At 70.7% G+C, this 25,668-nt stretch carries 28 protein-coding genes, 1 tRNA gene, 1 pseudogene and 1 riboswitch; of the genes and pseudogenes, 19 read left to right on the top strand and 11 right to left on the bottom strand.

Going from position 1 to position 25,668, the window contains the following annotated elements; all coding sequences use genetic code 11:
* Window positions 1–9: 9 nt before the first annotated feature.
* Window positions 10–489 carry an SsgA family sporulation/cell division regulator gene (locus tag ACIBAD_RS10745; RefSeq protein ID WP_398905833.1) on the bottom strand — a complete coding sequence of 160 codons (480 nt, stop codon included), beginning with the start codon at window positions 487–489 and terminating at the stop codon, window positions 10–12.
* Between the two features lie 267 nt (window positions 490–756).
* Here ACIBAD_RS10745 and ACIBAD_RS10740 point away from each other — a divergent pair, with 267 nt between their 5' ends.
* Together ACIBAD_RS10740 and ACIBAD_RS10735 are read left to right on the top strand one after the other, a co-directional pair.
* Complete coding sequence (locus ACIBAD_RS10740; RefSeq protein WP_398905830.1) at window positions 757–2,427, top strand: RDD family protein; 1,671 nt, start codon at window positions 757–759, stop codon at window positions 2,425–2,427.
* 87 nt (window positions 2,428–2,514) lie between these two features.
* The gene (locus ACIBAD_RS10735) at window positions 2,515–3,243 is read left to right on the top strand and encodes an RDD family protein (RefSeq protein WP_134075652.1); all 729 of its coding nucleotides are present in this window, start codon (window positions 2,515–2,517) and stop codon (window positions 3,241–3,243) included.
* Between the two features lie 39 nt (window positions 3,244–3,282).
* On the opposite strand, the gene ACIBAD_RS10730 is transcribed toward ACIBAD_RS10735, so the two are convergent.
* On the bottom strand, window positions 3,283–3,660 hold the full coding sequence (locus ACIBAD_RS10730) for a hypothetical protein (protein ID WP_398905828.1): 378 nt from the start codon (window positions 3,658–3,660) through the stop codon (window positions 3,283–3,285).
* 384 nt (window positions 3,661–4,044) lie between these two features.
* Between ACIBAD_RS10730 and ACIBAD_RS10725 the strand changes: the two genes are divergently transcribed.
* Together ACIBAD_RS10725 and ACIBAD_RS10720 are read left to right on the top strand one after the other, a co-directional pair.
* The gene (locus tag ACIBAD_RS10725) at window positions 4,045–6,456 is read left to right on the top strand and encodes an immune inhibitor A domain-containing protein (RefSeq protein WP_208329154.1); all 2,412 of its coding nucleotides are present in this window, start codon (window positions 4,045–4,047) and stop codon (window positions 6,454–6,456) included.
* 113 nt (window positions 6,457–6,569) lie between these two features.
* The gene (locus ACIBAD_RS10720) at window positions 6,570–6,872 is read left to right on the top strand and encodes a hypothetical protein (RefSeq protein WP_030158646.1); all 303 of its coding nucleotides are present in this window, start codon (window positions 6,570–6,572) and stop codon (window positions 6,870–6,872) included.
* On the opposite strand, the gene ACIBAD_RS10715 is transcribed toward ACIBAD_RS10720, so the two are convergent.
* Both ACIBAD_RS10715 and ACIBAD_RS10710 read right to left on the bottom strand, forming a co-directional pair.
* The gene (locus ACIBAD_RS10715) at window positions 6,869–7,471 is read right to left on the bottom strand and encodes an isochorismatase family protein (protein WP_134075651.1); all 603 of its coding nucleotides are present in this window, start codon (window positions 7,469–7,471) and stop codon (window positions 6,869–6,871) included. The genes ACIBAD_RS10720 and ACIBAD_RS10715 overlap by 4 nt on opposite strands.
* Window positions 7,472–7,550: 79 nt before the next feature.
* Window positions 7,551–8,879 carry a nicotinate phosphoribosyltransferase gene (locus ACIBAD_RS10710; RefSeq protein ID WP_398905824.1) on the bottom strand — a complete coding sequence of 443 codons (1,329 nt, stop codon included), beginning with the start codon at window positions 8,877–8,879 and terminating at the stop codon, window positions 7,551–7,553.
* Window positions 8,880–8,960: 81 nt separating this feature from the next.
* On the opposite strand from ACIBAD_RS10710, the gene clpS reads away from it, so the two are divergent.
* The 7 genes from clpS to ACIBAD_RS10675 all read left to right on the top strand — a co-directional run bounded on the left by clpS (window position 8,961) and on the right by ACIBAD_RS10675 (window position 13,702).
* Window positions 8,961–9,275, top strand: a complete 315-nt coding sequence (gene clpS / locus ACIBAD_RS10705) for an ATP-dependent Clp protease adapter ClpS (protein ID WP_078622182.1) — start codon at window positions 8,961–8,963, stop codon at window positions 9,273–9,275.
* Window positions 9,275–9,892: a DUF2017 domain-containing protein gene (locus tag ACIBAD_RS10700; RefSeq protein ID WP_134075649.1), complete on the top strand. Its 618-nt coding sequence runs from the start codon at window positions 9,275–9,277 to the stop codon at window positions 9,890–9,892. The genes clpS and ACIBAD_RS10700 overlap by 1 nt, the downstream gene beginning before the upstream one ends.
* 319 nt (window positions 9,893–10,211) lie before the next feature.
* Window positions 10,212–11,672 (top strand): amino acid permease, encoded by a 1,461-nt coding sequence (locus tag ACIBAD_RS10695; protein ID WP_398905822.1) that lies wholly within the window; start codon window positions 10,212–10,214, stop codon window positions 11,670–11,672.
* A 102-nt stretch (window positions 11,673–11,774) separates the two neighbouring features.
* Entirely contained in the window at window positions 11,775–12,197 is a 423-nt protein-coding gene (locus ACIBAD_RS10690) for a Mov34/MPN/PAD-1 family protein (protein WP_398905820.1), read from the top strand.
* 77 nt (window positions 12,198–12,274) lie between these two features.
* The gene (locus ACIBAD_RS10685) at window positions 12,275–12,382 is read left to right on the top strand and encodes a putative leader peptide (protein ID WP_324603773.1); all 108 of its coding nucleotides are present in this window, start codon (window positions 12,275–12,277) and stop codon (window positions 12,380–12,382) included.
* Window positions 12,383–12,464: 82 nt separating this feature from the next.
* On the top strand, window positions 12,465–12,752 hold the full coding sequence (locus ACIBAD_RS10680) for a MoaD/ThiS family protein (RefSeq protein ID WP_030158638.1): 288 nt from the start codon (window positions 12,465–12,467) through the stop codon (window positions 12,750–12,752).
* Complete coding sequence (locus ACIBAD_RS10675) at window positions 12,752–13,702, top strand: cysteine synthase (RefSeq protein ID WP_134075646.1); 951 nt, start codon at window positions 12,752–12,754, stop codon at window positions 13,700–13,702. The genes ACIBAD_RS10680 and ACIBAD_RS10675 overlap by 1 nt, the downstream gene beginning before the upstream one ends.
* 51 nt (window positions 13,703–13,753) lie before the next feature.
* On the opposite strand, the gene ACIBAD_RS10670 is transcribed toward ACIBAD_RS10675, so the two are convergent.
* Complete coding sequence (locus ACIBAD_RS10670; RefSeq protein WP_398905817.1) at window positions 13,754–14,107, bottom strand: DUF488 domain-containing protein; 354 nt, start codon at window positions 14,105–14,107, stop codon at window positions 13,754–13,756.
* The gene (locus tag ACIBAD_RS10665) at window positions 14,104–14,523 is read right to left on the bottom strand and encodes a hypothetical protein (protein WP_398905815.1); all 420 of its coding nucleotides are present in this window, start codon (window positions 14,521–14,523) and stop codon (window positions 14,104–14,106) included. Before ACIBAD_RS10665 ends, ACIBAD_RS10670 begins: the two co-directional genes overlap by 4 nt.
* A gap of 228 nt (window positions 14,524–14,751) precedes the next feature.
* On the opposite strand from ACIBAD_RS10665, the gene ACIBAD_RS10660 reads away from it, so the two are divergent.
* On the top strand, window positions 14,752–15,504 hold the full coding sequence (locus ACIBAD_RS10660) for an MBL fold metallo-hydrolase (protein ID WP_134075643.1): 753 nt from the start codon (window positions 14,752–14,754) through the stop codon (window positions 15,502–15,504).
* Window positions 15,505–15,589: 85 nt separating this feature from the next.
* Here the strand turns inward: ACIBAD_RS10660 and ACIBAD_RS10655 are convergent, their stop codons facing one another.
* Window positions 15,590–16,867 (bottom strand): PTS transporter subunit EIIC, encoded by a 1,278-nt coding sequence (locus ACIBAD_RS10655; protein WP_134075642.1) that lies wholly within the window; start codon window positions 16,865–16,867, stop codon window positions 15,590–15,592.
* A 272-nt stretch (window positions 16,868–17,139) separates the two neighbouring features.
* The gene (locus tag ACIBAD_RS10650; protein WP_134075641.1) at window positions 17,140–18,441 is read right to left on the bottom strand and encodes a PTS transporter subunit EIIC; all 1,302 of its coding nucleotides are present in this window, start codon (window positions 18,439–18,441) and stop codon (window positions 17,140–17,142) included.
* Between the two features lie 243 nt (window positions 18,442–18,684).
* Here ACIBAD_RS10650 and ACIBAD_RS10645 point away from each other — a divergent pair.
* The 4 genes and pseudogenes from ACIBAD_RS10645 to rdgB all read left to right on the top strand — a co-directional run.
* Window positions 18,685–18,921, top strand: a pseudogene (locus ACIBAD_RS10645) (glucose PTS transporter subunit EIIB); the annotation flags it as partial.
* A 107-nt stretch (window positions 18,922–19,028) separates the two neighbouring features.
* Window positions 19,029–19,754 carry a ribonuclease PH gene (rph, locus tag ACIBAD_RS10640; RefSeq protein ID WP_030299875.1) on the top strand — a complete coding sequence of 242 codons (726 nt, stop codon included), beginning with the start codon at window positions 19,029–19,031 and terminating at the stop codon, window positions 19,752–19,754.
* Window positions 19,755–19,860: 106 nt separating this feature from the next.
* Entirely contained in the window at window positions 19,861–20,247 is a 387-nt protein-coding gene (locus ACIBAD_RS10635) for a hypothetical protein (RefSeq protein WP_398905811.1), read from the top strand.
* Between the two features lie 78 nt (window positions 20,248–20,325).
* Complete coding sequence (rdgB, locus tag ACIBAD_RS10630) at window positions 20,326–20,934, top strand: RdgB/HAM1 family non-canonical purine NTP pyrophosphatase (protein ID WP_398905809.1); 609 nt, start codon at window positions 20,326–20,328, stop codon at window positions 20,932–20,934.
* A 55-nt stretch (window positions 20,935–20,989) separates the two neighbouring features.
* On the opposite strand, the gene ACIBAD_RS10625 is transcribed toward rdgB, so the two are convergent.
* Window positions 20,990–21,073: transfer RNA gene (locus tag ACIBAD_RS10625), tRNA-Leu, on the bottom strand.
* Between the two features lie 224 nt (window positions 21,074–21,297).
* Entirely contained in the window at window positions 21,298–21,765 is a 468-nt protein-coding gene (bcp, locus tag ACIBAD_RS10620; RefSeq protein WP_134075638.1) for a thioredoxin-dependent thiol peroxidase, read from the bottom strand.
* Between the two features lie 108 nt (window positions 21,766–21,873).
* Between bcp and ACIBAD_RS10615 the strand changes: the two genes are divergently transcribed.
* The 3 genes from ACIBAD_RS10615 to ACIBAD_RS10605 all read left to right on the top strand — a co-directional run bounded on the left by ACIBAD_RS10615 (window position 21,874) and on the right by ACIBAD_RS10605 (window position 23,085).
* A complete protein-coding gene (locus tag ACIBAD_RS10615; protein WP_134075637.1) occupies window positions 21,874–22,191 on the top strand; it encodes a DUF3618 domain-containing protein in 318 nt (105 codons plus the stop codon).
* A gap of 94 nt (window positions 22,192–22,285) precedes the next feature.
* Window positions 22,286–22,588 carry a co-chaperone GroES gene (locus ACIBAD_RS10610; RefSeq protein WP_048475576.1) on the top strand — a complete coding sequence of 101 codons (303 nt, stop codon included), beginning with the start codon at window positions 22,286–22,288 and terminating at the stop codon, window positions 22,586–22,588.
* Window positions 22,589–22,656: 68 nt separating this feature from the next.
* Window positions 22,657–22,734: riboswitch (guanidine-III (ykkC-III) riboswitch) on the top strand.
* A 30-nt stretch (window positions 22,735–22,764) separates the two neighbouring features.
* Window positions 22,765–23,085, top strand: coding sequence for a multidrug efflux SMR transporter (locus ACIBAD_RS10605; protein ID WP_053693727.1), 321 nt, complete (start codon window positions 22,765–22,767; stop codon window positions 23,083–23,085).
* Between the two features lie 24 nt (window positions 23,086–23,109).
* On the opposite strand, the gene ACIBAD_RS10600 is transcribed toward ACIBAD_RS10605, so the two are convergent.
* On the bottom strand, window positions 23,110–25,560 hold the full coding sequence (locus tag ACIBAD_RS10600; RefSeq protein ID WP_398905806.1) for a transglycosylase domain-containing protein: 2,451 nt from the start codon (window positions 25,558–25,560) through the stop codon (window positions 23,110–23,112).
* Window positions 25,561–25,668 lie beyond the last annotated feature (108 nt).

The raw sequence follows: 25,668 nt of genomic DNA, 5'->3' as shown, positions 1-25,668 counted from the left end.
GCATCACGATCACAGATCGCCCTCCGCCGACTCGTCCGACGGCCACGGGTCCCGCATCCACAGGTCGTCGGCCGGGGTCGGCGCGAGCAGCTCCGCCAGCGCGGCGTCCAGGCCCAGCCGATCAGCCTCGGTGCCGGGCGGGACCATGCGCAGCGTGCGCTCCAGCCACGCCGACACGGCGGCCGCCGGGGCCTCCAGCAGGGCGTCGCCGTCGGGGGAGGTGAGCGCCATGCAGAGGACGGCCCTGTTGTCGACCTTGGTGGGCCAGATCCGGACGTCTCCGTGGCCGCACGGGCGGAACACCCCCTCGACCAGCAGCTCGCGGGCGAAGGTCCAGTTGACGGGGGTGCTGGAGCCGGTGTGGAAGGTGATGTGCACGGCGAACGGGTCGTCCGTCAGGTAGACCAGTCGGGCCGGGACGGCGACGCTCCGCTCGGGGGACAGGACCAGCTTGAGTTCCAGCTCGCGCTCGACGACGGGGTGGTGCATGGCGGCCTCACTTCGGTGCTTCGGTTCTGCGGTTCGTGGCGTGGGGCCGGGTTCGCGCCCCACACCCGGGGAGAGCGCCGATGTGCCCGGGTATGACGCGACTTCGTGCACCGGATCGGGGATTGGCCGGATCCTGTCGGGTGACCGAAAACAGCCGTAGGGCGCCGCGTTCGCTCAAAGGCTTGGATTCTCCCGTTACCGGACCTGTCGGGGCACGGTTCTTGGCTATGGTCCTCCCCTTGCACAAGCCTCAAGCCACGATCGGAGTTGGGGACATTGACGGCCTCCCCTGGTGACGGCGAGCACGCGGCCCGCGAGGGCTACTACCCCGATCCGTCCATCCCCGGGTTCGTCCGGTACTGGAACGGCCTCAACTGGGTCCCGGGTACGAGCCGCCCTGCCCCCGCCGCTCCTGCCGCCCCCGCCCCTGCCCCCGCCCCTCCTGCCGCCCCCGCCCCTGCCGCCGCCCGGTCCGACGAGACGGGGCCGGTCTTCCTGGACGAGACCGGAGTGACCGAGGCGCTCCCGGAGCCGGAGCCGGAGCCGGAGCCGGAGCCGGAGCCCGCGCCGCGGCCCGCCGCGCCCGCGGCCTCGTGGCAGGCCGATCCCCTGCACCAGTCCGGCTTCGGCGGGCCGCGCGACGACCGGGTGTCCTGGGGCGGCCCGGCGCAGCCGGAGCCCGACGGGGGTCACGCGCCCGCCCCTTCGGTGCCCACGGGGGTCTCGACGGGCCGCGGGCCGCGCCCGGAGCCGCTGGAGGCCGCCGAACGAGCCGACCGCCGGCCGGGGGTGTCCTTCGCCCGTACCGCGGAGCGGTTCCCCGCGCAGGCCGCCGTACGGGGCTCCGCCGAGAGCGTCGGCATCCTGTCGGCCCGCTCCCCGGCCGCCCCCGCCCCGGCGCCCGCTCCCGTCGAGCCCGAGTGGCCCGCAGCCCCCGGCACCGGAGCCGGCCCGTCCGGGCTCACCTCGTCCTGGCCGCAGACCCCCCTGCGCCGAGACCCGTCACCCCGCCCCGAGCCGGAGGCCCCGGCAGGCTGGGAGCCGTCACCCCGCCCCGAGCCGGAGGCCCCGGTCGGCTGGGAGCCGTCACCCCGCCCCCAGCCCGAGGCCCCGTCGCGCCGCGACCCGGCCGCCCCGGCGGATCGGGCCCCGGCCGGCCGGCCCGAACCGGAGGTCCGGGTGGACCGCGAGCCGTGGTCGCAGGCCCCGGTGCGCCGTGACCCGGCCGCCTGGCCCGACCCCGGTCCGCAGGCGGAGCCCCTCATGCCGGAGGCTTCGTCGGCCGCGCAGTCCTCCCCGGCGGCGGCCCGCCGTCCCGTCCCGGCCCGCCGGGCCCCCGCCCCCGCCCCCCGCCGGGCGGCTCCCGCCGCCGAAGCGGAGCACGGCCTCGAAGCCGGTCCGGCGCCCGCGGCCGGCAGCGGCGTCCCCCGGGTCACCGAGCGGGCCGTGTTCGAGCGGATGGCGGAGCGGGCCACCCGGCCCGCCGGGCTCGTACGCCGGGCCGCGGCCCGCACCCTGGACACCCTCGTACTCGGCGCGGTCGCGGCCGGCGCCGCCTGGCCCCTCGTGCCCGCGGCCACCGCCCACGTGGAGGCCAAGGTCGACGCCGCCAAGGGCAGCGGCCGGACCACCACCGTGTGGCTGTTCGACGCCACAACCGCCGGATACCTCGGCCTCGTCCTGGCCGCCGTACTGCTCTTCGGGGTGTTCTACGAGGTGCTCCCCACCGCCCGCTGGGGCCGCACGCCCGGCAAGAAGCTCCTGGGGATCCGGGTGCTGGCGGCCGCCACCCTCCGCCCGCCCACGTTCGGCGCGGCCCTGCGCCGCTGGCTGGTGTACGCGTTCCTCGGGCTCCCGGGCAGCCTCTGGTGCCTCGGGGACCGGCCCCGCCGCCGGGGCTGGCACGACCGGGCGGCCAAGACGTACGTGGCCCGCTGACACCCGGCCCGCGGGCCGGGGCGGCCCCTTCCCCCGAACGGACGCCGTCCCGTTGCGGGGTCGGCGGAGCCGGGTTCGACTCGGGCCATGAGTACCGATCAGCCGCCGCCGGGCCAGCCGCCCGAGGACGACCCGTTCCTCAAGAAGCCCCAGGAACCGACGCCTCCGTCGGGCGGTTCGCCGTACGACCGGCCGCCGGGCGGCCCGCCGCCCCCGCCGCCGGGCGGCCCGTACGGCGGTGCGGGCGGCGGCGGCGGGTACCCGCCCCCGCCGCCACCCCCGCCGCCCGGAGACCCGTACGGCGGGAGCGGCGGCTACGGCATGCCCGACCCGCTCGCCGGCATGCCCCCGCTGGCCGACTTCGGCAAGCGGCTCGGGGCCCGCATCATCGACGTGGTCATCGTGCTCGTGCCGGTGTTCCTCATCCAGCTGGCGTTCGGCACGAACCGGTACACGGTCGAGACGAACAAGGGCGAGGACGTCAGCGAGGTCTTCACCAAGTCGTACAGCGGCAGCGGCCTGGCGATGACGCTGATCTCGATCGTCCTGTTCGTCGGCTACGACTGGTGGTTCACCAAGAAGGACGGCAGGACCATCGGCAAGAGGGCCCTCGGGCTGCGCGTCGCCATGCTCAACGACGGCAGCGTCCCGCAGTCGGGCGCCTCGCTCGGCCGAGCCGCCGTGCTCTGGCTGCCGGCGCTCCTCTGCTGCCCCTGCCTGTGGGAGATCGTGCTGATCGTGTCGATCCTCGTGGACAAGCCGTACAAGCAGGGCCTTCACGACAAGGCGGGGAAGACCGTGGTGGTCAGCGCATAACGGTGGATCGCACCGCCGTACGGCAGGATCGCGTACGGCTCAGTGGTGCACCGGCTGTTCGACGGCGGCCGTCCGGGGCTCAGACACCCGGGCGGCCGCCGCCGCGTCCGCGGGGGCCGGCTCGGGGGCGCTCCCGCGCGCGGAAGGTGCGATTCCGGGCGTGATTTCGGTAACACCGGGGGAAACGCGGGGGGTGTGGGCGGCGGTCCGGGCCGCCCCGGCCGGAGCCGCGTGCCGGCCGCGCCGTCGGGGGCTGGCCGCGGTGAGCGCGACGAGCAGTCCGAGGGCCAGTGCGGCGGTGGTGATGACGGCGATCCCGCCCCCCGTGCTCGTCTGCGAGAGCAGCAGCATGGCGATGGTCGACACGACGACGGTGGCGGACCCGTAGAACAACTGGGCGGCGGTCGGACGCGGCATGGCGGTATCCGTCCTCAAGGCGGGGAGGGGGAGTCTGCTCAACTAGGTCGCGCGTCAGGCGACTCTACGTCGGGGGATTCCCGAGCGGAACCGCCAGTAAGCGTGACCTAACCCACGGTGCCCGGCGCACGGGGGGCGTACGGGATCATTCGCCGTCACACGGCGGGGGTCGGGACGCGGCCTTCGTCCCATCTGGCAGAGGAACGTCCGTATACCGGAACTCCCTGACCGCATAGTGCAGTTGTAAGGAACAAGTCAAGGTCTGTCTTTTCCCTCGACTCTCCGGTCAAATGTCGTCACTTGAGACGCGCGCCGCGCGGAACCCCCCACTCCAACGGAGATGTTCCGACCTGTGTCGCGGCCGCGGGAGGGGAACGACATCAAGTGACCAGCAATTCCGCTCGCAGACGAGCGCTGCGCGCCGCAGCCGTCGGTGTGACCCTGGCCGCCACCGCGGCTTCCGGCGCCTTCCTCGTCACTGCCCAGGCTTCCGAGGCGCCGTCGACCGCGCCCGCCTCGAACCGGCAGGACCCGACCGCCGCCTCGAAGGAGGCGGTCCAGCACAACCTGAAGGGCCCGTTCAGCGACCAGCAGGCCCAGGCGCGCGAAGCCGCCCTGGACCAGGTCCTGTCCGGCAAGAAGACCGTGGAGCAGCGCGGCGCTTCCAAGGTCGTCAAGCTCGACGACAAGAAGTACGTCGAGCTCGGCCGCGAGAAGACCGACAAGATCTTCACGATCCTCGTCGAGTTCGGCGACCAGGTCGACAACACGACCATGTTCGACCCGGACGGTCCCGACGGCCCCAAGCCGGCGGTTCCGAAGTACGGCGGCACCCCCGGTCCGCTGCACAACACCATCGCGCAGCCGGACCGCAAGGACAACAACAGCACCGCCTGGCGCAAGGACTTCAGCCGCGACTACTTCCAGGACCTGTACTTCGGTACCGGCCAGGGCAAGGACTCGCTGAAGACCTACTACGAGAAGACCTCCTCGGGTCGCTACTCGGTCGACGGCCAGGTCGCCGACTGGGTCAAGATCCCGAACAACGAGGCCCGTTACGGCTCGAACTACTGCGGCCAGACCAACTGCGCCAACGTGTGGGACACCGTCCGCGACGGTGTCAACGCGTGGGTGGACGGCCAGAAGAAGGCCGGCAAGACCGACGCCGAGATCAAGGCCACGCTGGCCCAGTACGACCAGTGGGACCGCAACGACTTCGACGGCGACGGCAACTTCAACGAGCCCGACGGCTACATCGACCACTTCCAGATCGTCCACGCGGGCGAGGACGAGTCGGCCGGCGGCGGCGTGCAGGGCACCAACGCCCTGTGGGCGCACCGCTGGTACGCCTACGGCACCGACGCGGGCAAGACCGGCCCGGCGAACAACAAGGCCGGCGGCACGCAGATCGGCGACACCGGCATCTGGGTCGGCGACTACACGATGCAGCCGGAGAACGGCGGCCTCGGCGTCTTCGCGCACGAGTACGGCCACGACCTCGGTCTGCCGGACCTCTACGACACCTCCGGTGGCGGCGAGAACTCGGTCGGTTTCTGGTCCCTGATGTCCGCCGGCTCCTGGCTCGGCGAGGGCAAGGACTCCATAGGCGACATGCCGGGCGACATGACCGCCTGGGACAAGCTCCAGCTGGGCTGGCTGAACTACGACACGGCCAAGGCCGCGACGAAGTCCACCCACAAGCTGGGTGTGTCGGAGTACAACACCAAGGACAAGCAGGCGCTGGTCGTCGAGCTGCCGAAGAAGCAGGTCAAGACCGACATCGTCGCTCCCGCCGAGGGCTCCTCGCAGTGGTGGAGCAACATGGGTGACGACCTCAAGAACACCCTCACCCGCTCGGTCGACCTGACCGGCAAGTCCTCCGCCGCACTGTCCCTCAAGGGCTGGTGGGACATCGAGAAGGACTACGACTACCTCTACACCGAGGTGTCCACCGACGGCGGCGCCACCTGGACCGTCCTGAACGGCACCGCGGGCGGCAAGGCCATCCCGGCCGACGCCGCGGGCAACGCCGGTCTGACCGACGTCTCGGGCGGCTGGCAGGACCTGAAGTTCCCGCTCGACGCCTACGCCGGCAAGAAGATCGACCTCCGCTTCCGCTACCAGACGGACGGCGGCGCGGGCGGCAAGGGCTTCACCGCCGACGCCCTCGCGATCACCGCGGACGGCCAGACCCTGTTCACCGACGGCGCCGAGAACGGCGACAACGGCTGGACCGCCAAGGGCTTCTCCCGCCAGGGCTCCGGGTTCACCAAGGAGTACCCGCAGTACTACATCGCGGAGAACCGCCGCTACGTCTCGTACGACTCCACCCTCAAGGTGGGCCCGTACAACTTCGGCTGGGCCAACTCCAAGCCGGGCTGGGTCGAGCACTACCCGTACCAGGACGGCCTGCTGATCTGGCTGTGGGACAAGTCCCAGAAGGACAACAACACCAGCCAGCACCCGGGCTCGGGTCTGATCCTCCCGATCGACGCCAACGCCAAGCCGATGAAGTGGTCGGACGGCACCCTGCTGCGCAACAAGATCCAGCCGTACGACGCGACCTTCAGCGCGTACTCGACGGACGCGTTCACCCTGCACAAGAACGGTGAGTCGCTGTTCCTGAAGCCGAAGCCCGCGAACCTGGTCTTCGACGACCACAAGGGCAAGTACTACTACGACGAGAACCCGACCGGTTCGGTGAAGGTCGCTGACACCAACACCAAGATCAAGATCGTGAAGGAGCCCTACGACGGTCTCCAGATGACGGTCGAGGTCGGCCCCGCCGCCAAGTAATTCGGCAAACCTGCAGGTCAAAGCATGATCGGCCGTCGCCCCCTAGCGGGCGGCGGCCGATCGCGTTTAGATGCGGGTGCGAGTTTTTCTTATTGACGGGGGAGCTGAAGATCATGCCCGGTGGAGGTTTCGTCAGATTGCCAGGCGGCAGCGTGGTGGTCGCACTCACGCTGCCGCGGCCCTGCGGCGAGGGCGGGAACGTCCGCGTCCTGGTGCACGCCGCGAACCGGGCCCGCGCCCTGACCAGGCTGCGGAACCTCGGTATGCGGGCCGTGTACCTGCGCGGCAACGCCCAGCCGCCGACCCCGGACGAGGTCACGGCCGTCCTGCACCACCCGGACGGCCTGCTGTGGCGGGGCGCCCCGGACCGGGCGCAGGAGCTCTGGCACCCGATCCGCGCCCTGCTGGGGCACTAGGCCCCCTGGCGGGGGCTCTCGCCGGTCAGCCCGACGCCGGCCGAGCGGAGCTCCTCGACCGCCCGTGCAGCCGTGTGCGGGGCGACGGCGGCCGTCAGGTCCAGCAGCACGCGGGTGGCGAAGCCGGCGCGGGCGGCGTCGAGGGCCGTGGCCCGCACGCAGTGGTCGGTGGCGATCCCGACGACGTCGACCTCGGTGACCTGCCGCTCGCGCAGCCACTGCGCGAGCGGGACGCCGTTCTCGTCGGCGCCCTCGAAACCGCTGTACGCGGCCTCGTAGGCGCCCTTGTCGAAGACTGCGGCCACGGCGCCGGAGGCGACGGCGGGGGCGAAGTTCGGGTGGAACCCGACGCCCTCGGTTCCGGCGACGCAGTGGACCGGCCAGGAGGTCTCGTAGTCCGGCTCGGCCGGGGGGTGCGCGAAGTGCGACCCGGGGTCGACGTGGTGGTCGCGGGTGGCGACCACGTGCCGGTAGCCGGCCGTGGCCTGGCCGATCAGCTCGGTGATCGCGGCGGCGACATCGGCCCCGCCGGTGACCGCGAGGCTGCCGCCTTCGCAGAAGTCGTTCTGTACGTCGACGACGATCAGTGCGCGGTGCATGTCGCGTGTCCTTCGGTTGTCGTGTCTGCCGCTGCGCGGGCTCTTCCCCCGCCCCGCCCCTTCCCGAAACCGGGCGCCCCTAGGCGTACTCGGTCGGGATGACCGGCTCGCCTCGCGAGAGCTGCGTCGCCGAGAGCGGGAGGCCGGCACGGGCCTCGCGGTGGCGGTCGCGGGCCGCCTCCAAGGGCTCGCGGGCCACCACCTCGCCCGCCTTCACCAGCTGGACCAGGAGCTGGCTGTCCGCGAGCGCCGCCGGCACCGCGCCGGTCCCGACCACCTCCGCCTCCGCGACCCCCTCCGCGTCGGTCCGCCGCGCCGCCCACTTGCGGCCGCCGATCGAGGTCTTCCCGCCCGTGGACTTCTTCGCCACCGGCACCAGCGGCGCCTTCGGGTCCGCCGACGCGGACCGCGCCACCAGCTTGTAGACCATCGAGCACGTGGGGTGCCCGCTGCCCGTCACGAGCTGCGTGCCGACCCCGTACGCGTCCACCGGAGCCGCCGCCAGCGAGGCGATCGCGTACTCGTCCAGGTCCGAGGTCACCACGATCCGCGTCCCCGTCGCCCCCAGCTCGTCGAGCTGCTGGCGCACCCGGTGCGCGACGAGCAGCAGGTCGCCGGAGTCGATCCGGACCGCCCCCAGCCCCGTACCGGCGACCTCGACGGCCGTGCGCACGGCCTCCGCCACGTCGTAGGTGTCCACCAGCAGCGTGGTCCCGCTGCCCAGTGAGGCCACCTGGGTCTGGAAGGCGTCCCGCTCGGTGTCGTGCACCAGCGTGAAGGCGTGCGCCGACGTCCCGACCGTCGGGATCCCGTACCGGAAGCCGGCCGCCAGGTCCGAGGTGGAGGTGAAGCCGCCGACGTACGCGGCCCGCGAGGCGGCCACCGCGGCCAGCTCGTGCGTGCGCCGCGCGCCCATCTCGATCAGCGGCCGCCCGCCGGCCGCCGAGGCCATCCGGGAGGCCGCGGCCGCGATCGCCGAGTCGTGGTTGAGGATCGACAGGATCACCGTCTCCAGCAGCACGCACTCGGCGAAGCTGCCCTCGACGCGCAGGAGCGGCGAGCCGGGGAAGTAGACCTCGCCCTCCGGATAGCCCCAGATGTCGCCCGAGAAGCGGTACGAGGACAGCCAGTCCAGCGTCCGCATGTCGACGACGGCCCGCTCGCGCAGGAACTCCAGCACGGCCGCGTCGAAGCGGAAGTTCTCCACCGCGTCCAGGACGCGGCCGGTGCCCGCCACCACCCCGTAGCGGCGCCCCTCGGGCAGCCGCCGGGTGAAGACCTCGAAGACCGACCGGCGGTCGGCGGTGCCGTTCGCCAGGGCGGCCTGCAGCATCGTGAGCTCGTAATGATCCGTGAAGAGCGCTGTCGACGGCACGTCCACCGGCAGGCCCAGGTCCGCAGGGTTCATGCCTCGGATGCTAGCGCACATTTCGTCAAAGTGACGAGATCTCGGGACCCGTTTGTGCGACCGGCCGGTCACAGTGGCAGCATGGGACAAGTGAGTGTTGCTCCCATTGAGATCGAACGCACCGAGTCGGCCGAAGAGACCTTCGCGGTCCCAGAACCCGACGTTCCCTGGGTGACCCTGGTGCACAACGACCCGGTCAACCTCATGAGCTACGTGACGTACGTGTTCCAGGCGTACTTCGGCTATTCGAAGGACAAGGCGCACAAGCTGATGCTCGACGTCCACCACAAGGGGCGGGCGGTCGTGTCCAGCGGCAGCCGCGAGGAAATGGAGCGCGACGTGCAGGCCATGCACGGCTACGGCCTGTGGGCGACCCTCTCCCAGGACCGCTTCTGATGGGGCGCTCCGCCGGGATGTTCGAAGCCCTGAAGGGCGGCGGCGCCGCCATCGCGCTGGACGAGATCGAGATCTCCATCCTGCGCTCGCTGGCCGTGCAGCTGCTGGAACTGGTCGGACCGGGCGCGCCCGAGCCCGAGGAGGACGCCGACCCGCTGGCCGTGCTGTTCGCCGAGGGAAACCAGGGGCCCACCGAGCGGCCCTCCGACCCCGCGCTGATCCGGCTCTTCCCCGATGCCTACGGCGGCCCCGGCTCCGAGGACCAGGCCGTCGACCCGGCCGAGCTGGCCGCCCGGTCGGCGGAGTTCCGCCGGTTCACCGAGAACGACCTGCGCGCCCGCAAGCGGGAGGACGCGCTGGCCGTCGTACGGAGCCTGGACGGGCTCACGCCCGGCGGCGACGAGCCGGCGGTGCTGGAGCTCACCGGAGAGCTCCCGCTGCGCTGGCTGGGCGCGCTCAACGACCTGCGCCTGACCATCGCGGCCCGGCTCGACATCACCGAGGACGACGAGAGCGCGATGCTCTTCCGGCTTCCGGACGACGATCCGCGCAAGCCGATGGTGATGGCGTACCTGTGGCTCGGCGGCCTCCAGGAGACGCTCATCGAAACGCTCTGAGAATTCCGCCGGAACGAACACCGTTCGCTCAGCGGACGCTCAAATCCGGATAACGATCAGATCACCGCGATGCGGTGATCTGATGCGTTTCAGGACCTGTGTCCCGAATTCATGGTGATCCAGGTCACTTTTCCGCGCCTCCGACACCCGTGGGCCCGTGATAGATCTTCACGACCGCCGACGGGACGCCACCCATGTCCCCCGGCCCGCTTGAACCGGCTGACCGCCGGGTGCAACTCCATCCGTATCCGGGGGGATCGAGGACCCGATCCGCTGCCTTGAAAGGCGCGGGTCGGCGTGGAGAAAGGCGCACCAAGACATGACCTCTGTGCAGGTCGAGCAGCACGACAAGACGCCCGGCGAGGGCGCCGCGGCCGAGGGTGGCGAGGGATACCACCGCGCACTCGGAGCCCGCCAGATCCAGATGATCGCGATCGGCGGAGCCATCGGCACCGGCCTCTTCCTGGGCGCCGGCAAGGCGATCTCGAAGGCCGGACCGAGCCTGATCCTGGCCTACGCCATCGCGGGCCTGGTCATCTTCTTCATCATGCGCGCCCTCGGCGAGCTGCTGATGTACCGCCCCGTCTCGGGCTCCTTCTCGGACTACGCCCGGGAGTTCCTCGGCCCCTTCTGGGGGTACGCGACCGGTTGGACGTACTGGCTCTTCTGGGTGGTCACCGGCATCACCGAGGTGACCGCGGCGGCCAAGTACATGTCGTACTGGACCCACGACAGCTTCCCGCAGTGGGCCTACGCGCTGATCTTCACGGTCATCCTCTACGCCGCCAACCTGATCTCCGTGAAGCTCTTCGGCGAGCTGGAGTTCTGGTTCTCCATGGTCAAGGTCACCGCCATCGTCGGCATGATCCTGATCTGCGCCGGCATCCTCACGATCGGCTTCTCCGACGCCGCCGCGACCGCCTCCGTCTCCAACCTCTGGAGCGACCGCGGCTTCTTCCCGAACGGCATCGGCGAGACGCTGATGACGCTGCAGATCGTCATGTTCGCCTTCCTCGCGGTCGAGCTGGTCGGCGTCACCGCCGGCGAGTCCAAGGACCCCGAGAAGACGCTGCCCAAGGCCATCAACACCGTGCCGTGGCGCATCGCCGTCTTCTACGTCGGCGCGCTCATCATGATCATGTCGGTCATCCCGTGGTCCAACTTCAAGGCGGGCGAGAGCCCGTTCGTGCTGGCCTTCGAGAAGATGGGCCTCGGCGTCGGCGCCGCGATCGTCAACTTCGTCGTGCTGACCGCCGCGCTCTCCTCCTGCAACTCGGGCATGTACTCCACCGGCCGCATGCTGCGCGACCTCGCGCTCAACGGCCAGGGCCCGAAGTTCTTCACCAAGCTGACCAAGAGCGGCACCCCGCTCGTGGGCACCACCTTCTCCGCCGCGCTGATGCTGGTGGGCGTCTGGATCAACTACGTCGCCCCGGGCAAGGCCTTCGACTACGTCGTCTCCTTCGCCACCATCTCCGGCATGTGGGCCTGGATCATGATCCTCGTCTGCCAGATCCGCTACCGCGCCAAGGCCGACCGGGGCGAGCTGCCGCAGTCCCCGTTCCGGGCCCCCGGCGCCCCGTGGAGCAGCTGGTTCGCCCTGCTCTTCATCGGCATGGTCATCGTGATGATGGGCATCGACAAGGACTCCCGCGTCTCGCTCTACTGCGCGCCGCTGTGGGGCCTGATCCTGGGCGTCTCGTACCTGGTGCTCAAGAAGCGGAACCCGGCCGGAGCCGCCTTCAACAAGGCCGGCAAGGTCTCCGAGCCGGCCGCCTGACCGGCGCCCCAGTCCGGGCCCTCACGGGTCCCGTGTCCAGCATCCGGGCCCTCCCGTACCACACCTCGGTACGGGAGGGCCCGTCTGCTTATCCTGTCGACCATGCTGACCCTCACCCAGGCGCTGTACGACCGGATCGTCGAGCACGCGCGCAAGGACCACCCCGACGAGGCCTGCGGCGTCGTGGCCGGACCGGCCGGCACCGACCGCCCCGAGCGGTTCGTCCCGATGCTCAACGCGGCCCGCTCGCCCACCTTCTACGAGTTCGACTCGAAGGACCTGCTGAGGCTCTACCGCGAGCTCGACGACCGGGACGAGGATCCCGTGATCGTCTACCACTCGCACACCGCGACCGAGGCCTACCCGTCCCGTACGGACGTCACCTACGCCAACGAGCCCGGCGCGCACTACGTCCTGGTCTCCACGGCGGACACCGACGGCCTCGGCGAGTTCCAGTTCCGCTCGTACCGGATCGTCGAAGGCGTCATCACGGAGGAAGAAGTGCAGGTCGTAGAGGCCTACTGACCACGATGTGAGCGGTTTGCGTCCAAGATGCGGGATCACACTCCAAACGGGGGACCGGGAATCGTTAACATGACCGCATGGTTCCCCACGACGTGAGCATCGAGACGCCCGGCAGGCTGCTGCTCGTGGCGCGGCTGCACGTCGACCTGTGCCGTCTCGCCAGCAGCATCTGTCCTGCCGCCTGAGCACCACAGCCCCTCGCGCGGGGGCCCTTGCGCCGCGCGCCGATACGCCCCTCCCGCCTTACTTCCACCACTGGAGCCTGCCATGGCCATCGAGGTCCGCATCCCCACCATCCTCCGCACCTACACCGACGGCGAGAAGGCCGTCAGCGGTGAGGGCGCCACCCTGTCCGAGCTCTTCGCGGACCTGGAGACGCGCCACAAGGGCATTCGAGAGCGAATCGTCGAGGGCGCGGACGGCGGCAAGCTGCGCCGCTTCGTGAACGTGTACCTCAACGACGAGGACGTCCGCTTCCTGGACGGCATCTCCACCGCCCTCAAGGACGGCGACAGCGTCACCATCCTTCCGGCGGTCGCCGGCGGCTCCGTCTGATGCGCTACGACTCCCCGCTGGCCGCGGTCGGCAACACGCCGCTCGTCCGGCTGCCCCGGCTGTCGCCCTCGGACGGCGTCCGCATCTGGGCCAAGCTGGAGGACCGCAACCCGACCGGCTCGATCAAGGACCGCCCCGCGCTCCACATGGTCGAACAGGCCGAGAAGGACGGCCGGCTGACCCCCGGCTGCACGATCCTGGAGCCGACCTCGGGCAACACCGGCATCTCGCTGGCGATGGCGGCCAAGCTCAAGGGCTACCGGATCGTGTGCGTCATGCCGGAGAACACCTCGCAGGAGCGGCGAGACCTGCTGGCCATGTGGGGAGCCGAGATCATCTCTTCGCCGGCGGCGGGCGGGTCGAACACCGCGGTGCGGGTGGCCAAGGAGCTGGCGGCGGAGCACCCCGACTGGGTGATGCTCTACCAGTACGGGAACCCGGACAACGCGGGCGCGCACTACGCGACGACGGGCCCCGAGATCCTGCGGGACCTCCCCTCGATCACCCACTTCGTGGCGGGCCTGGGCACCACGGGCACCCTGATGGGCGTGGGCCGCTACCTGCGCGAGCACGTGCCGGGCGTACGGATCGTCGCGGCGGAGCCGCGGTACGACGACCTGGTCTACGGCCTGCGCAACCTGGACGAGGGCTTCGTCCCGGAGCTGTACGACGCCTCGGTCCTGACCACCCGCTTCTCGGTGGGATCGGCGGACGCGGTCACGCGCACCCGCGAACTCCTCCAGCAGGAGGGCATCTTCGCGGGCGTCTCCACCGGCGCCGCCCTGCACGCGGCGATCGGCGTGGGCCGCAAGGCGGTCGCCGCGGGCGAGACGGCGGACATCGTCTTCGTCGTGGCCGACGGCGGCTGGAAGTACCTGTCGACGGGCGTCTACACGGCGAAGACGACCGAAGAGGCGATCGAAACCCTCCAGGGCCAGCTCTGGGCCTGAGGCCCGCCCCTCCGGGGGCCCGGGGCCCCGCCCCGGGCCCGGGCGGGGCCCTCACCCGGACAGCAGCTCCGCCAGGATCGCGGCGTGACTGGCGGCGGGGTCCTTGACCGCGGTCAGGAGGGTGAGCGGGCCCGACCCGGCCAGCGTGCGCAGGCGGGCCAGTTCCGCCGCCGCCTCCGGCTCCGCCAGCTCCGCCTCGTAGCGGGCGCGGAACTCCTGCGCCGAGCCCCCGCCCCCGTGGAACCACTTGCGCAGCTCCCCGGACGGGGTCACCGCCTTCGGCCACTCGTCCACCGCGGCCGCCGCCTTCGCCAGACCCCGAGGCCACAGCCGGTCCACGAGCACCCGTACGCCGTCCGCCCCCGGCTCCGGCGGATCGTAGACGCGCCTCACCCGTACCGTCATCCGCCGCCTCCCAGTCCCTTGACCTCGTCCCACACCGCAGGATCGAGGACTCCCAGCCGGCTCCGGAGCTCCCACACCCACACCTCGACCGGCCGGTCCGCCTCCAGGAAGCCCGCCCGGCCCTGCGCCCCCACCGTCCCCGGCGGCAGCGGGATCACCCCGGCCCGCCGGTCGTCGTACTTCCCGGTGATCCACGCGACCCGCGCCCGGTGGGCCCGTACGGACGCCACCGCCAGCACCAGGCACAGCCGCCCGTCAGCGAGGGACCACAGCTCACCGGCCCGCGGCCGCGGCGCCGCGCCCGGCCCGTGCGGCGGCGGGGCCCGCCGGGCGCGCCCCGGCCGTCGCCCCGCGACCAGCACCAGCAGCACCACGGCCACCACCGCGGCCGCTGCGGGCCACCAGGACGTGTCCATATTCCGAAGGTAGCCGCGCCCCCGCGCCCCGGCACGGCAGTGCACCGGCAGCGCGCCGGGCCGGGTACCGGCACGCCCGTGCCCACCGTCGCTCCCCCGGGTGACAGCTCAGGTGATTCCCCCCACAACGGCCTGCCGCGGAGGAGCGACCTGACGTTTCGCGCCTTACGCTCGACCCACGCACGGCCCGCATTCCGTCCACGGACCGTCCCCGGAGGTTCTCGCTCCATGAAGCTCACCGTCGTCGGCTGCTCGGGGTCGTTCCCGTCCGCGGAATCGGCCTGTTCGAGCTACCTCGTCGAGGCCGACGGCTTCCGGCTGCTCCTCGACATGGGCAACGGCGCCCTGGGCGAGCTGCAGCGCCACGTCGGCCTCTACGACCTCGACGCGATCTTCCTGAGCCATCTGCACGCGGACCACTGCATCGACATGTGCGCGTACTTCGTCGCCCGCTTCTACCGCCACGAGGGCGGACGGTGCGGCACCATCCCCGTCTACGGCCCCGACGGCACCGAGAAGCGCCTGACGACCGCGTACGAGGACGTCCCCGACGAGCGCTCCATGAGCGAGGTCTTCGACTTCCGGACCCTGAAGTCCGGCAGCTTCGAGATCGGCCCGTTCACGGTCCGCACCGAGCGGGTCCGCCACCCCGTCGAGGCCTACGGCATCCGCGTCGAACACGGCGGCCGCTCCCTCACGTACTCCGGCGACACGGGTGTCTGCCCCGAGCTGGGGACGCTGGCCGAGGGCGCGGACCTGTTCCTGTGCGAGGCCTCCTTCACGCACGGCAAGGAGGACGTCCCGGACCTCCACCTCAACGGCCGCGAGGCCGGGGAGTTCGCGCACGGGGGCAACGTCGGCCGGCTCGTCCTGACGCACATCCCGCCGTGGACGGACGCCCGCCAGAACCTGGCCGACGCCCGCGCGGTCTACGACGGCCCGGTGGACCTGGCCTACGCGGGCGCCGTCTACGAGGTCTGAGCACGGCTCTCGGCCGTACGTACGAGGAAGCCCCCGCCCTCCCGGAAAGGGAGGACGGGGGCTTCGCCGCACTGCGGTGCCGCGCCTACTTGGCCTCGGCCTTCGCCAGCTCGGCGAGCTCCTCGTCGGACTCGCGGCCCGGCGTCGGGATGTTGAACTTGGTGATCGCGACGCGGAAGATCACGTAGTAGAGGGCCGCGAAGCACAGGCCGACGACCGCCAGGCCGAGCGGGTTGCTGGCCTTGCCCAGGTTGAGCAGGTAGTCGACCGCGCCGGCGGAGAAGCCGAAGCCGTCCTTCATGCCGAGCGCCCAGGTCAGCGCCATGGAGACACCGGTCAGGACCGCGTGGACCGCGTACAGCACCGGGGCGATGAACATGAAGGTGAACTCGATCGGCTCGGTCACACCGGTGACGAAGGCGGTGAGCGCGAGCGAGAACATCATGCCGCCGACGACCTTGCGGCGCTCGGGGCGGGCAGCGTGGGTGATGGCCAGGCAGGCGGCCGGGAGGGCGAACATCATGATCGGGAAGAAGCCGGTCATGAACTGGCCGGCCGTGGGGTCGCCGTGCAGGAAGCGGGCGATGTCGCCGTGGTAGTCGGTGCCGCCGTCGGTGTAGGAACCGGCCTGGAACCACGGGAACGAGTTCAGCAGGTGGTGCATGCCGATCGGGATCAGCGCGCGGTTGGCGACACCGAAGATGCCCGCGCCGACGGCGCCGGAACCGACGAGCCACTCACTGAAGCTGTGCAGACCCGTGCCGAGCACCGGCCAGATGAGACCGAAGACGATGCCGATGACCAGACCGGCGAAGGAGGAGAGGATCGGGACGAGACGGCGCCCGCCGAAGAAGCCCGCCCAGTCCGGCAGCTTGGTCCGGTAGAACTTCTGGTAGAGGAGCGCGACGACGATGCCCATCACGACACCGCCGAGGACGCCGGCGTTGACCGGGGCCTCAAGGTTCACGATCTTGCCGTCGACGACCTTGGCCACCTTCGGCAGGTTCGAGTCGGTGAAGGTGGCGAGCACCTTCTGGAAGACCAGGTAACCGGCGACCGCGGCCAGCGCCGTGGAGCCGTCCGACTTCTTCGCGAACCCGATGGCGATGCCGACGCAGAACAGCAGCGCCATGTTGCCGAGGATGGCGTCGCCACCGGCGGCCATGTAGCTCGCCAGCTTCTGGATGAAGTCCGGGAAGGACGCGCGGGCCAGCATGTCGTCCTGGCCGAAGCGGACCAGGAGCGCGGCGGCGGGCATCACCGCTACGGGGAGCATGAGGCTGCGGCCGATGCGCTGCATGACAGCCATCGCGCCGGAGCCCTTCTTCTTCTGGGCCGCGGGGGCGGCGGCAGCCGTGGTCACAACTTCCTCCAGAGGGCAAGGCGCCGCCGGAGGACAAGGGGACGGCGACGTCTTCGTTGGGGGTACGCGGACTCCCGATGGCGCCGCGTGGTCTACACCAATTGCTGGTGTAGACCAGTTGTAGCATGGTCGGGGATAGATAAGGAACCTTCGATTTCCTGTGGTCTACACCACATCCCGCTCGCAAGGGCGGCCCGGCGCGCCGGACCGGCCGCGGACAAGCGGAAGGCCCCCGGATCCGCGGATCCGAGGGCCTCGCGCGCGGGGGTGCGTTACGCCTTCGTGTTCTCCGCCTGCATGGCCGCGATCTCCTCGTCCGACTCCCGGCCCGGCGTCGGGATGTCGAACTTCGTGATCGCGAAGCGGAAGACGGCGTAGTAGACGATCGCGAAGCCCAGCCCGATCGGGATGATCAGCCACGGCTTGGTCGCCAGGCTCCAGTTGATGAGGTAGTCGATCAGCCCCGCCGAGAAGCTGAAGCCGTCGTGCACCCCCAGCGCCCACGTCACCGCCATGGAGACACCGGTCAGGACCGCGTGGATCGCGTACAGCACCGGTGCCACGAAGAGGAACGAGTACTCCAGCGGCTCCGTGATGCCCGTGACGAAGGACGTCAGGGCGACCGACAGCATCAGGCCGCCGACCTCCTTGCGCCGCTGCGGCTTCGCGCAGTGCGTGATCGCCAGCGCCGCCGCCGGAAGCGCGAACATCATGATCGGGAAGAAGCCGGTCAGGAACAGCCCCGCGTTCGGGTCGCCCGCCAGGAACATGTTGATGTCACCGTGCACCGTCGTCCCGTCCGGCTTGGTGTAGCTGCCGAACTGGAACCACACCGGCACGTTCAGGAACTGGTGCAGGCCGATCACCAGCAGCGCGCGGTTGGCGACCCCGAAGATGCCGGCACCCCAGGAGCCCAGCCCCACCAGCCAGTCGGAGAAGGACTCCAGCGCGCTGCCGACCGGCGGCCAGATCCACAGGCAGATCGCCGCGAACGCGATCGCGACGAACGACATGATGATCGGGACCAGTCGGCGGCCGTTGAAGAACCCCAGCCAGTCGACCAGCTTCACCCGGTGGAACCGCTGCCAGAACCAGGCGGTCAGCAGGCCCATGATGATGCCCCCGAACACCCCGGGGTTCTGGTACGTGAACTCCACGAAGGTGTTGTTCGGCCCGATGCAGCCGCCGCCGACGGCCTTGGTGCCGATCGGGCAGTCGTTGGGGAAGGCGTGCAGCACGCCCCGGTACACGAGGAAGCCCGCCACCGCCGCGAGGGCGGTCGAGCCGTCCGCCTTCTTGGCCATGCCGATCGCGACGCCGATGCAGAACAGCAGCGGCAGGCCGATGTCCGCGTTCAGCAGCGCGGCGCCCGCGGCCACCATCACCTTCGACACGATCGTCCAGTTCAGGCCCTGCTCGCCGAAGACGCCGGGCTGCCCGAGCCCGTTGAGGAGGCCCGCCGCGGGCAACACCGCGATCGGCAGCTGGAGGCTCCGACCCATCTTCTGCAGCCCCGGGTACAAGCCGCTCCACCACTTCGGCTGCGGTGCTGCTGCGGTGCTGCTCGCGCTCATCGGCGTCCTCCTGGGGGCCCGTTTTTGGGCAGGTGCGTCCGGTGCGGCACACTGGTGTAGACCACTTGTGATGCGGTCGCATTCACCCGCCCGGAGGGCAGGTTGCTGCTGATCGTCATCATTCGGCAGAAGCTGGACCCGCGCTCGCGTAGCTGGGCCAACAGTGGGCTACCGTGACAAAGCGGATCGCGCTGGCCGGAACCAGGACGCCGAGACTCGTTCTTCGTAGAACTCAGGGAGAAACACATGGCCACCAAGGCTGAGAAGATCGTCGCCGGGCTCGGCGGCATCGAGAACATCGAAGAGGTCGAGGGCTGCATCACCCGCCTGCGCACCGAGGTCATCGACCCCAGCAAGGTCGACGAGGCCGCCCTGAAGGCCGCCGGCGCCCACGGCGTCGTCAAGATGGGCACCGCGGTCCAGGTCGTCATCGGCACCGACGCCGACCCGATCGCCGCCGACATCGAAGACATGATGTGAGCTGAGCTCCCGCTCGACACTCCGCCAGACCCCGTACCGGACCCACCCGGACGGGGTCTTCGCGTACCCGGCTCTCGCGCACCCGGCCACCGACTAGGCTCGGACGCATGTCTCGCATCGACGGCCGTACGCCCGAACAGCTCCGCCCGGTCACCATCGAACGCGGATGGAGCAAGCACGCCGAGGGCTCCGTCCTCATCTCCTTCGGTGACACCAAGGTCTTCTGCACCGCCTCCTTCACCGAAGGCGTCCCGCGCTGGCGCAAGGGCAGCGGCGAAGGCTGGGTCACCTCCGAGTACTCGATGCTGCCCCGCTCCACCAACACCCGCGGCGACCGCGAATCCGTACGCGGCAAGATCGGCGGCCGCACCCACGAGATCTCCCGCCTCATCGGCCGCTCCCTGCGCGCCGTCATCGACTACAAGGCGCTGGGCGAGAACACCATCGTCCTGGACTGCGACGTCCTCCAGGCCGACGGCGGCACCCGCACCGCCGCCATCACCGGCGCCTACGTCGCCCTGGCCGACGCCGTCGCCTGGGGCCAGCAGAAGAAGCTGATCAAGGCCGGCCGCAAGCCGCTCACCGGCACCGTCGCCGCCGTCAGCGTCGGCATCGTGGACGGCGTCCCGCTGCTCGACCTCTGCTACGAGGAGGACGTGCGCGCCGAGACCGACATGAACGTGGTCTGCACCGGCGACGGCCGCTTCGTCGAGGTCCAGGGCACCGCCGAGGGCGAGCCCTTCGACCGCAAGGAGCTCAACGCCCTCCTGGACCTGGCCGCCGGCGGCTGCGCCGACCTGGAGGCCATCCAGCTGGGCGCGCTCCAGCTCTAGGCAGAACCGCAGGGGGGGGATCACGCGTCTCCCTGCATACGGGCGCACGGTGTCAAAGCCGTGCGCCCGTCCTCGTATCCGTTTCGATCACCGGGAGACCCGAACCATGAACCCGAAGCACCGCATAGCGGCGGTCGTGCTCGCCGCGGCTCTCGCCGTCCCGGCGCTGGCGTCCTGTGACGCGATCTCGACGGCGATGGACTGCGCGAACACGGCGGTGGCCATCACCGACGGCGCCAACGACCTCCAGCAGGCGGTCTCCCAGGCCGGCAACAGCCCGCAGGACGCCCAGAACGCGCTGAACCAGATCGAGGCGAACCTCAAGAAGGTCGGCGACCAGACCGACAACGCCGACCTGAGCAAGGCCGTCTCCTCCATGACCACGGCGGTGAAGAACGTCCGCACGGCCATCGAGAACGGCAACACCACCCCGGACATCCAGCCGGTCGCCGACGCCGCCAAGGAACTCTCGAAGGTCTGCACCCCAGGCTGACCGGGCCGACGGGGCTACGGGCTGACGGGCTGACGGGCGGGCGGCGGGCCGCGGTGCCGCGGACGGAATAATGGGTCCATGACCAGCAGCCGCCTGATCCTCGCCACCCGCAACGCGGGCAAAGTCGCCGAGCTCCACGCCATCCTGTCCGACGCCGGCCTGCCGTACGAGCTGGTCGGCGCGGACGCGTACCCGGAGGTCCCGGACGTCAAGGAGACCGGCGTCACCTTCGCCGAGAACGCCCTCCTGAAGGCGCACGCCCTGGCCCGGGCCACCGGACTGCCCGCGATCGCCGACGACTCCGGCCTCTGCGTGGACGTCCTGAACGGCGCCCCGGGCATCTTCTCGGCGCGGTGGGCGGGCAGGCACGGGGACGACCGGGCGAACCTGGACCTGCTGCTGGCCCAGCTCGGGGACATCGCCGACGAGCACCGCGGAGCCCACTTCGCGTGCGCGGCGGCCCTCGCCCTCCCGGACGGCACCGAACGCGTCGTGGAGGGCCGCCTCGTCGGCACCCTCCGCCACACCCCGGCGGGCACGGGCGGCTTCGGCTACGACCCGATCCTCCAGCCCGAGGGCGACACGCGCACCTGCGCGGAACTCACCCCGGCGGAAAAGAACGCCATCTCCCACCGGGGCCAGGCCTTCCGCGCCCTGGTCCCCTTCATCCGCGCCCTGGTGAGCTGACGGCGGGTACACAAATGGCCTGCGAATCGATCTTTCGATTCGCAGGCCATTGCTGTGCGGCGGAAGGGATTCGAACCCTCAAGCCGTTTCACGGGCCACAGATCCTAAGTCTGCTGCGTCGCCGTTGCGCCACCGCCGCTAGCCGCCTGCCATGATAGCGGCAGCCGGCTGTACGAGAACGCGCAAGATCGGGAACTCGACCGGCGACGGCCTCCCGGCACCATGTGCTGCTGATCGCGTGGCAGTTGACCCTCGTACGGAGCAACGGGGCGGTAGTGGCACGGTTGCGGGGTTTTCCGTCCGATGACCGGAGCGGCCCGCACCGGTTCGTTGGTGCGGGCCGCTGTCGGGGAGGGGGTGGCGTCAGATGCCCAGGTCCTTGATGATCTTGGCTACGTGGCCCGTGGCCTTGACGTTGTAGAGGGCGCGTTCGACCTTGCCCTCCTCGTCCACGATCACCGTGGAGCGGATGACGCCGGTCACCGTCTTGCCGTACAGCTTCTTCTCGCCGTACGCGCCGTAGGACTCAAGGACCTTCTTCTCCGGGTCGCCGACCAGGGTGACCTGCAGGTGCTCCTTCTCGCGGAACTTCGCCAGCTTCTCCGGCTTGTCCGGGGACACCCCGATCACGTCGTATCCGGCCTCGGCCAGCACCGACAGGTTGTCCGTGAAATCGCAGGCCTGCTTCGTGCAGCCCGGCGTCAGCGCCGCGGGGTAGAAGTACACGATCACCTTGCGGCCCTTGTGGTCGGCGAGCGAAACCTCGTTGCCGTCCGCGTCGGGCAGGGTGAAGGCGGGGGCGGTGTCGCCCGGCTGGAGTCGCTCGCTCATGTCAACAGTCTCCTCGGGAGGGGATCGGTACGGTCCGAGACTAAGCTGACAGACTGTTCATGGTGGGCTACGCCCCCGACCCGACCCGACGACGACGGAGGCAGCGCGGTGCCCGAAGCCAGGACCCCCGCACAGATCGAGGCGGACATCGTCCGCCGCCGCGAACAGCTCGCCGAGACGCTCGACGAGATCGGCGTCCGCGTGCATCCGAAGACGATCATCGGGGACGCGAAGGCCAGGGTCGCCTCGACCGTGGACCACACCGCAGGGCGCGCCGTCGTCACCGTGAACCGTCTCCTGACGGACGTACGGGAGGGACTGCGCCACGAGGACGGCACCCCGCGCTTCGAGCGGATCGCGCCCATCGCGCTGGTCGCGGCCGGGGTGATCGGCCTGCTCGTCGTTTCGGCGCGGCGCAAGCGCTGATGGCCCTGCGGCGTACGGGCCGGTCCCGGGCGGGTAGGTTCGTGGCGTGAGCGACGACACCAACACCACCACCCACGACAAGCTGCCCATCCGCATGCTGCACGACCGTGTGCTCGTGAAGTCCGACTCGCCGGAGGGCGAGCGGCGCTCGGGCGGCGGCATCCTCATCCCGGCGACCGCTGCCGTGGGCAAGCGCCTGGCCTGGGCCGAGGTGGTCGCGGTCGGGCAGAACGTACGCAGCGTGGAGCCGGGCGACCGGGTGCTGTACGACCCCGAGGACCGGGCCGAGGTCGAGGTGCGGGGTGCGACGTACGTGCTGATGCGCGAGCGGGACCTGCACGCCGTGGCCGCGGAGCGGCTGGAGGGGTCCAAGGACTCCACCGGGCTCTACCTGTAGGGGAGCGCCTCCCCGCGAAGGAACGACGTCGAAGGGCCGGTGACCGGTGTCACCGGCCCTTTCGCGCGGCTTTGCTACGGTGGTGGGGAACCCCGACGAGACGCGCCGTACCGGGTAGCCGTGGCTGGACGACAAGACGACGCACCCCGTTCGCTCTCGTCCCGGAGGTGCCTGTCATGGCCTGGGTTCTGCTTCTCCTCGCCGGTGTGCTCGAAGTCGGCTGGTCGATCGGTATGAAGTTCACGGAGGGCTTCACCCGGCTGTGGCCCAGTGTGTTCACCGGTGCCGGGATCGTCGCCAGCATGGTGCTGCTCTCGTACGCCGCCAAGACCCTGCCCATCGGTACCGCGTACGGCGTATGGGTGGGCATCGGCGCGGCCGGCGCCGCCGTGCTCGGTATGGCGGTGCTGGGTGAGCCCGTCACCGCCGCCCGGATCTTCTTCATCTGCCTGCTGCTGGTCGCCGTGGTGGGGCTGAAGGCGACCTCCGGTCACTGATCCGCCGGCCCCCTTCGGCGGCGGCTACTCCAGGTACTCCGACGGCGGGCGGCCGCGCAGGCCGCCCGTCACGCCGCCCAGGGCGCCCGCCGCGGAGCCCGTCGTGGCGCCGGCGGTCGTGCCCGTACTCGTTCCGGCGAAGGCGCCCTCGTCCGTCTCGCCTCCCGTCGTGTCCCCCTGCGTGGTCCGGCCGCCGGTGGTCTGCCCCTGGTCCTGGCCCTGGTTCCGGCCTTGGGTCTGGCCGCCCTGGTCCTGGCCGCCGGTGGGCGGCGTCGGCCGGCCCGGGCGGTTTGGCCGGCTCGGCGGCGGCGGGGATTCGGGGGTGCTCTCGCCCTCCGACGGCTCCGGGCTGCTCGGGACGAACGGCGGCGGCGACGGGGCCGCGCCCGGCTGGAGATCGAGGTCGAAGTCCAGGGGGTCGCTGTCCTCCAGGGCCGTCTTCGTGTACTGCGCCCAGATCCGGGCCGGGTACCCGCCGCCCCCGATCCTGTCCTCGCCGAGCGCCCCGTACAGGGACTCCAGGGTGCCCGTATCGGGGTCCTGGCCCATCATCGAGACGACCGTGACCAGGTCCGGGGTGTACGCCGCGAACCAGGCGGAGCGGTCCAGTTCGCCGGTGCCCGTCTTGCCGGCGGCCGGGTGCCCGGCGGCGAGGGCGGCCGTACCGGTGCCGTTGTCGACGACGCTGACCAGCATGGACGTGGTGGTGTCGGCGGCTTCGCGGCTGACGGCCTGCTTCGGGGTGCGGTCGGGCAGGTGGACGTCGGCGTCGCCCTTCTCGATCTTCTCGACGAGGGTGTACGGGGTGCGGCGGCCGTGGTCGGCGAGGGTCGCGTAGGCCTGGGTCATGTCCAGGACGCTGGCCTGCATGGTGCCCAGCGCCATGGCCGGACCGGCGTCGAAGTTCGGGGTGTCCGCGGGGATGCCGAGGTCGATCGCGGTCTGCTTGACCTTGGCGGTGCCGACGTCGACGACCATCTGCGCGAAGACGGCGTTGACGGAGAGGTCGGTGGCGGTGTTGACGGTGATGTTCCCGTACGAGATCTGCCCCTCGTTCTCGGGGGCGTACGGGGTCCGGGTGCCGACCACGCGGCGCTTGTTGTCGCCGTCGTAGACGGTGTTGGGGGTGATCCGGCGGCCGTCCTGGGTGCGGGATTCGTTCTCGACGGCGGCCGCGAACACGAACGGCTTGAAGGTGGAGGCCACCTGGTAGTCGTGCCGGGTCGCGTTGTTGACGTACTGCTTGGTGTAGTCGATGCCCCCGTACATGGCGATGACCTTGCCGGTGGCCGGGTCGATGGAGACCCCGCCGGCCCGTACGACGCGGTCGGCCTTGCGCTTCTCCGGGTCGAGCTGCCTGACCATCTTCTTGTCGACGGCTTCGACGAAGGCGTTCTGCCTGCGCTTGTCGATCGTGGTGGTGATGCGGTAGCCGCCCTCGGCGAGCGTCTTCTCGTCGAGGATCTTGTGCTCGACGATGTAGTCCTTGACGGCCTCGACGAGGTAGCCGCGTTGACCGGAGAGCCCGGCGGCCGGGCGGACCTTGCCGGGTTCCGGGAAGCGGGTGGCGCTCCGCTCGGCCGCCGGCAGCCACTGCTTCTTGACCATGCCGTCGAGTACGTAGTTCCAGCGGGCGAGCGCCCGCTCGCGGCTCTGCGGGTGGGCGACGACGTCGAAGGCGCTGGGGGAGTTGAGGAGGGTGGCGAGGTACGCGCCCTCGGCGGTGGTGAGTTCGTCGACGTCCTTGCCGTAGTAGGCCTGGGCGGCCGCCTGGATGCCGTACGCGTTGCGGCCGAAGTAGCTGGTGTTGAGGTAGCCCTCCAGGATGTAGTCCTTCGACTTCTCGCGACCGAGTTTGATCGCGATGAAGAACTCCTTGACCTTGCGCTTGATGGTCTGTTCCTGGCCCAGGTAGTAGTTCTTGACGTACTGCTGGGTGATGGTGGAGCCGGACTGGGTGCCCTTGCCGGTCGCCGTGTTCCAGGCGGCCCGGACCATCGCCTTGGGGTCGACGGCCCGCTCGGAGTAGAAGTCCCGGTCCTCCGCGGCCAGTACGGCTTCCTGGACGGTGCGGGGGATCTGCGAGAGCGGGACGTTGACGCGGTTGACCTCGCCGTCGCGGGCGAGCTGGGAGCCGTCGGCGTAGAGGTAGAGGTTGGACTGGGCCGTCGCTGCGGCGTTGGCGGGCGGGATGTGGACCAGCAGGTAGCCCGCCACGAGGGCGCCGACGACCAGCAGGGCGAGCAGCAGGAGGATGCCGAGCGCCATGCGCCAGGTGGGGACGAGGCGGCGCCAGCCGGTCCGCCTTCGTTTCCGCTCCGCCTTCTTGGCGGCTCGGCGTGCCTGCCGCTCGCCGGCCGGCTTCTGCGGTTTTTGCGGCTGCTGCGGTTGCTGCGGATGCCCTGCCGGCGGGGGTCCGGCGGGGGTGTCCGGGTCGCGAGGGGTCCAGCCCGGTGGTGGTGACTGGTCGCTCATCGCCAGGACTCCTCGACGCCGTACGAAATATCCACGTCTGTACCCCATGCTGTCTACCCGATTGGCCGCTCGTTCCGCGTCGGACGGGCGTAAACCGGTCGCATGGAT

The sequence above is a fragment of the Streptomyces sp. NPDC051109 genome, from assembly GCF_044455885.1.
Taxonomy (GTDB): Bacteria; Actinomycetota; Actinomycetes; order Streptomycetales; family Streptomycetaceae; genus Streptomyces.
The sequence above is the reverse complement of the archived record's forward strand: the minus strand, read 5'-3'. Positions and strand labels throughout refer to the sequence as shown.

Coding starts and splice junctions, on each gene's coding strand:
- ACIBAD_RS10730 (WP_398905828.1), bottom strand. CDS start 3,660: ATGCCGCGTCCGACCGCCGCCCAGTTGTTCTACGGGTCCGCCACCGTC.
- ACIBAD_RS10665 (WP_398905815.1), bottom strand. CDS start 14,523: ATGGACACGTCCTGGTGGCCCGCAGCGGCCGCGGTGGTGGCCGTGGTG.
- ACIBAD_RS10600 (WP_398905806.1), bottom strand. CDS start 25,560: ATGAGCGACCAGTCACCACCACCGGGCTGGACCCCTCGCGACCCGGAC.
- ACIBAD_RS10700 (WP_134075649.1), top strand. CDS start 9,275: ATGGGGCGCTCCGCCGGGATGTTCGAAGCCCTGAAGGGCGGCGGCGCC.
- ACIBAD_RS10650 (WP_134075641.1), bottom strand. CDS start 18,441: ATGAGCGCGAGCAGCACCGCAGCAGCACCGCAGCCGAAGTGGTGGAGC.
- ACIBAD_RS10720 (WP_030158646.1), top strand. CDS start 6,570: ATGCCCGGTGGAGGTTTCGTCAGATTGCCAGGCGGCAGCGTGGTGGTC.
- ACIBAD_RS10715 (WP_134075651.1), bottom strand. CDS start 7,471: ATGCACCGCGCACTGATCGTCGTCGACGTACAGAACGACTTCTGCGAA.
- ACIBAD_RS10695 (WP_398905822.1), top strand. CDS start 10,212: ATGACCTCTGTGCAGGTCGAGCAGCACGACAAGACGCCCGGCGAGGGC.
- ACIBAD_RS10635 (WP_398905811.1), top strand. CDS start 19,861: ATGAACCCGAAGCACCGCATAGCGGCGGTCGTGCTCGCCGCGGCTCTC.
- bcp (WP_134075638.1), bottom strand. CDS start 21,765: ATGAGCGAGCGACTCCAGCCGGGCGACACCGCCCCCGCCTTCACCCTG.
- ACIBAD_RS10660 (WP_134075643.1), top strand. CDS start 14,752: ATGAAGCTCACCGTCGTCGGCTGCTCGGGGTCGTTCCCGTCCGCGGAA.
- rph (WP_030299875.1), top strand. CDS start 19,029: ATGTCTCGCATCGACGGCCGTACGCCCGAACAGCTCCGCCCGGTCACC.
- rdgB (WP_398905809.1), top strand. CDS start 20,326: ATGACCAGCAGCCGCCTGATCCTCGCCACCCGCAACGCGGGCAAAGTC.
- ACIBAD_RS10670 (WP_398905817.1), bottom strand. CDS start 14,107: ATGACGGTACGGGTGAGGCGCGTCTACGATCCGCCGGAGCCGGGGGCG.
- ACIBAD_RS10685 (WP_324603773.1), top strand. CDS start 12,275: ATGGTTCCCCACGACGTGAGCATCGAGACGCCCGGCAGGCTGCTGCTC.
- ACIBAD_RS10610 (WP_048475576.1), top strand. CDS start 22,286: ATGCTGCACGACCGTGTGCTCGTGAAGTCCGACTCGCCGGAGGGCGAG.
- clpS (WP_078622182.1), top strand. CDS start 8,961: ATGGGACAAGTGAGTGTTGCTCCCATTGAGATCGAACGCACCGAGTCG.
- ACIBAD_RS10690 (WP_398905820.1), top strand. CDS start 11,775: ATGCTGACCCTCACCCAGGCGCTGTACGACCGGATCGTCGAGCACGCG.
- ACIBAD_RS10605 (WP_053693727.1), top strand. CDS start 22,765: ATGGCCTGGGTTCTGCTTCTCCTCGCCGGTGTGCTCGAAGTCGGCTGG.
- ACIBAD_RS10680 (WP_030158638.1), top strand. CDS start 12,465: ATGGCCATCGAGGTCCGCATCCCCACCATCCTCCGCACCTACACCGAC.
- ACIBAD_RS10675 (WP_134075646.1), top strand. CDS start 12,752: ATGCGCTACGACTCCCCGCTGGCCGCGGTCGGCAACACGCCGCTCGTC.
- ACIBAD_RS10710 (WP_398905824.1), bottom strand. CDS start 8,879: ATGAACCCTGCGGACCTGGGCCTGCCGGTGGACGTGCCGTCGACAGCG.
- ACIBAD_RS10745 (WP_398905833.1), bottom strand. CDS start 489: ATGCACCACCCCGTCGTCGAGCGCGAGCTGGAACTCAAGCTGGTCCTG.
- ACIBAD_RS10735 (WP_134075652.1), top strand. CDS start 2,515: ATGAGTACCGATCAGCCGCCGCCGGGCCAGCCGCCCGAGGACGACCCG.